We start from the raw sequence: 3,265 nt of genomic DNA, 5'->3' as shown, positions 1-3,265 counted from the left end.
GCGCCAGCGAGGGGGTGAGGCGCACCCCCTCGCTGGCGCTCAGGGTTCGCCCAAATCACCCGTCACTGGACCGCCTCACGGACCCGGAGGCACCGGCGGATCAGGTCCGGGAGCTGGTCGAGCGGGATCATGTTCGGGCCGTCGGACGGGGCGCGGTCCGGGTCCGGGTGGGTCTCCAGGAACACCCCGTCGCACCCCGCGGCGACGGCCGCCCGCGCCAGCACCGGCACCATCGCCCGGTCCCCGCCGGTCTTGTCCCCGAGGGCCGCCGGCTTCTGTACGCTGTGGGTCGCGTCAAAGATCACCGGCGCGCCGGTTTCTTGCATCCACGGCACGGCCCGCATGTCGTTCACCAGCATCCCGTACCCGAACGTGGTGCCGCGCTCGGTGAGCAGGGTGCGGCGGTTCCCGACCTCGGCGAGCTTGGCGACGACGTTCTTCATGTCCCACGGGGCCATGAACTGCCCCTTCTTGACGTTCACCACCCGGCCGGTCCTCCCGCACGCTTCGAGCAGGTCGGTCTGCCGCGCGAGGAACGCCGGGACCTGCAGGACCTCGCACACCTCGCCCACCGCCGCGGCCTGCGACGCCTCGTGAACGTCGGTGGTGACCGGCAGGCCGGTCGCCTTGCGCACCGCGTCGAGCGTCTTGAGCCCCTCCTCCAGGCCGACGCCGCGGAACGACTTGCCGGAGGTGCGGTTGGCCTTGTCGAACGACGCCTTGAAGACGAGCGGCAGCTTGAGGGTGTCGGCGATCGTTTTGAGGGTCTCGGCGATGCGGAGCGTGAAGTCGCGGCCCTCGATGACGCACGGCCCGCAGATCCACAGCAGCGGCGCGCCGCCCCCGACCGTGTAGTTCCCGACCTGGACCATGTGAACCCCTCCGTGGTGGTGTGCGGTAGTCGGGGCGAACCCTGAGCGCCAGCGAGGGGGTGAGCCTCACCCCCTCGCTGGCGCTCAGGGTTCGCCCCGCAGCGGGCGTCAGCCCTTCAGCTTCGGCGGCTCCAGCGCGTCGATCTTCGCGGCCATGATGAAGTCGTTCTCGGTCAGCCCGCCGGCGGCGTGCGTCCACAGCTCGACGCGCACGTCGCGGTAGTTCGTCAGGTGCAGGTCCGGGTGGTGGTCCTCGGCCTCGGCAACGTCGCCGATGCGGCGGAAGAAGTCGAGCGCGGTGGCGAAGTCGAGCACCTTCCACTCGCGGCCGATCCGCTGGCCGTCGGCGCTCGGCGACCACGCCGGCACCCGCGCGAGCAGCTCCCGCACCTGCTCCGCGGGCAGCGGCGGCACCTTCCCCGAGCACGGGGCGCATCTGCGGCTGGCGAGATCGGTCGCGGACATCGTGGAGCCCTCCCCGGCGGCACGGTCAGCCTATCGGGAAATCCAACAAGATTTACTTGACGCACGTACACCATTCCGCACAGTTGAAGCAGCACGTCACCCGCGCACGTCGTTCGCGCCCGCGACCGCACATCTGACATCCCGCGCCGCCGCGGTCCCGGAGGCTCTCCCATGTTGAACCCCCTCGCGCCACTGCCCGTCTGCGGCCGGCCGCACCAGCGCCCCGAATCGCCGGACGGTCTCGCCGCGTTGCTGGCCCGGTCCGACCCGGCCGCGTTCCTCCGCGAGTGCCTCGCCGACCCGCACGGGAACGCGGTCGAACTCGCGCCCGTTCACGAGGAGGTGCAGGCGTTCCTCAGCGCCCACCGCATGGCGCTCATCGAACTGCCGCGGGACCACGGGAAGAGCTTCCAGGTGTGCGGCCGCCTCCTGTGGGAACTCGGCCGCGACCCCGGCCTGCGGGTGAAGGTGGTGTGCGCCACCGAGGGGGTCGCCGCCGAGCGGAGCCGGTTCCTGCGCGACGCGATCGCGAAGAACCCGATCATCGGCCGCGTGTTCCCGCACCTGCGGCCCGGGTCGCCGTGGACCGCCGCAGCGTTCGCCGTCGAGCGGCCGGCCGAGGCGATCGGCCCGAGCGTCGCCGCGTTCGGGGTCGGTGCGGGGGCCACCGGCACCCGGGCCGACCTGCTCGTGTGCGACGACGTGGTGGACGTCCGCTCGCTGCACAGCCGCGCCGAGCGCGCCCGCACCGCCGACTTCTTCACCAACAACCTCATGAACCTGCTCGAACCCGACGGCCGGTGCTGGGGGCTGTGTACCCCGTGGCACCCGGACGACCTGAACGCGCGCCTGAAGGCGAACCCGGCGTTCGCGGTGTTCCGCCGGGCGATCGGCCCGGACTTCGAGCCGGTGTGGCCGGCGAAGTGGCCGGCCGAGAAGCTCCGCGAGCGACGGGCCGAGATCGGGGCCGCGTCGTTCGCCCGCGGCTACCACCTGCTGCCGGTCGCCGAGGGCGAGACGCCGGTCCGCCCCGAGTGGGTGCGGCTGTGGACCGAGCCGGCGGTATGCGAAACGGTCGTGCTGTCGGTCGATCCCGCGGTGTCGGCACGCCCGACCGCGGACCGCTCGGCGCTCGTGGTGCTCGGCCGCGTGACCCGTGAGGCGCTGACGCTCGGCTCGCGACCGGCGACCGAGGTGCGGGTCCTGGCGAGCACGGCCCGGCGCGTGCCGGCCCCCGAGCTGGTGGCGCTCATCGACGCGCTCGACCGGCAGTGGAACCCGGCGGTGATCCTGTTCGAGTCGAACGCCGCGTTCCTCGGAATCAAAGACTTGCTCGTTCGGCACGCCCGGTTCGGCCCGCGGGTGAAGGGCGTTTCGCAGTCGGCCGACAAGGCGGCCCGCGTCGCCGCGTTCAGCGTCGCCGTCGAGAACGGCGGGTTCCGGCTCCAGGGCGAACGCGACGCGATCGACGCCGGGCAGCGGGAGTTGTTCGACGAGATGACGGCGTTCCCGTTCGGCGACCGCGACGACCTGCTCGACGCCGCCGCGACCGGGTGCGCGTACCTGCTCGACCGCCGCGACCCGCGGGCGTGGTAACAGCGGCCCGCCGGGGTATGATTCAGGGAGCCCGAACCCGGAGGGGGAGACATGGCCCGATCCGACCGCGACGACGAGCACGAGTGGCACCTGGTGTGGCGGCGGCGAGCGTTCTACATCCTGCTGGCGCTGGCCGCGGTGGCGGTGTGCGTGTGGTTCGTCCACTGGGTGTCGACCGGGCTCGGCATGGACCGCATCGGCGAGCACTACAAGCAGGCCGACGAGTTTTGAGAGGGGCGATGCTCTGTTGAGTCGTTGGCCTCACGCGGGCCGCCACGGAGGGCGGCCCCTACAGACCCGCTTGGTTTGTAGGGGCCGCCCTCCGTGGCGGC

The 3,265-nt window shown here is 72.3% G+C and carries 4 protein-coding genes; 2 read left to right on the top strand and 2 right to left on the bottom strand.

The features are described from left to right. Positions 1 to 62: 62 nt before the first annotated feature. On the bottom strand, positions 63 to 872 hold the full coding sequence (gene kdsA / locus ACTIGN_RS17480) for a 3-deoxy-8-phosphooctulonate synthase (protein WP_439626106.1): 810 nt from the start codon (positions 870 to 872) through the stop codon (positions 63 to 65). 108 nt (positions 873 to 980) lie between these two features. Then, positions 981 to 1,337 carry a 4a-hydroxytetrahydrobiopterin dehydratase gene (locus ACTIGN_RS17475; protein WP_439626105.1) on the bottom strand — a complete coding sequence of 119 codons (357 nt, stop codon included), beginning with the start codon at positions 1,335 to 1,337 and terminating at the stop codon, positions 981 to 983. A gap of 171 nt (positions 1,338 to 1,508) precedes the next feature. Between ACTIGN_RS17475 and ACTIGN_RS17470 the strand changes: the two genes are divergently transcribed. Further along, positions 1,509 to 2,933, top strand: a complete 1,425-nt coding sequence (locus ACTIGN_RS17470; RefSeq protein ID WP_439626103.1) for a hypothetical protein — start codon at positions 1,509 to 1,511, stop codon at positions 2,931 to 2,933. A 51-nt stretch (positions 2,934 to 2,984) separates the two neighbouring features. After that, positions 2,985 to 3,164, top strand: coding sequence for a hypothetical protein (locus tag ACTIGN_RS17465; protein WP_439626101.1), 180 nt, complete (start codon positions 2,985 to 2,987; stop codon positions 3,162 to 3,164). Positions 3,165 to 3,265: the final 101 nt, after the last annotated feature.

The organism is Gemmata sp. (assembly GCF_051859125.1).
In the GTDB taxonomy this organism is placed as follows: domain Bacteria; phylum Planctomycetota; class Planctomycetia; order Gemmatales; family Gemmataceae; genus Gemmata.
Note: the sequence above shows the minus strand (reverse complement) of the source record. Positions and strands in the feature narration are given on the sequence as shown.

Coding starts and splice junctions, on each gene's coding strand:
- ACTIGN_RS17465 (WP_439626101.1), top strand. CDS start 2,985: ATGGCCCGATCCGACCGCGACGACGAGCACGAGTGGCACCTGGTGTGG.
- kdsA (WP_439626106.1), bottom strand. CDS start 872: ATGGTCCAGGTCGGGAACTACACGGTCGGGGGCGGCGCGCCGCTGCTG.
- ACTIGN_RS17475 (WP_439626105.1), bottom strand. CDS start 1,337: ATGTCCGCGACCGATCTCGCCAGCCGCAGATGCGCCCCGTGCTCGGGG.
- ACTIGN_RS17470 (WP_439626103.1), top strand. CDS start 1,509: ATGTTGAACCCCCTCGCGCCACTGCCCGTCTGCGGCCGGCCGCACCAG.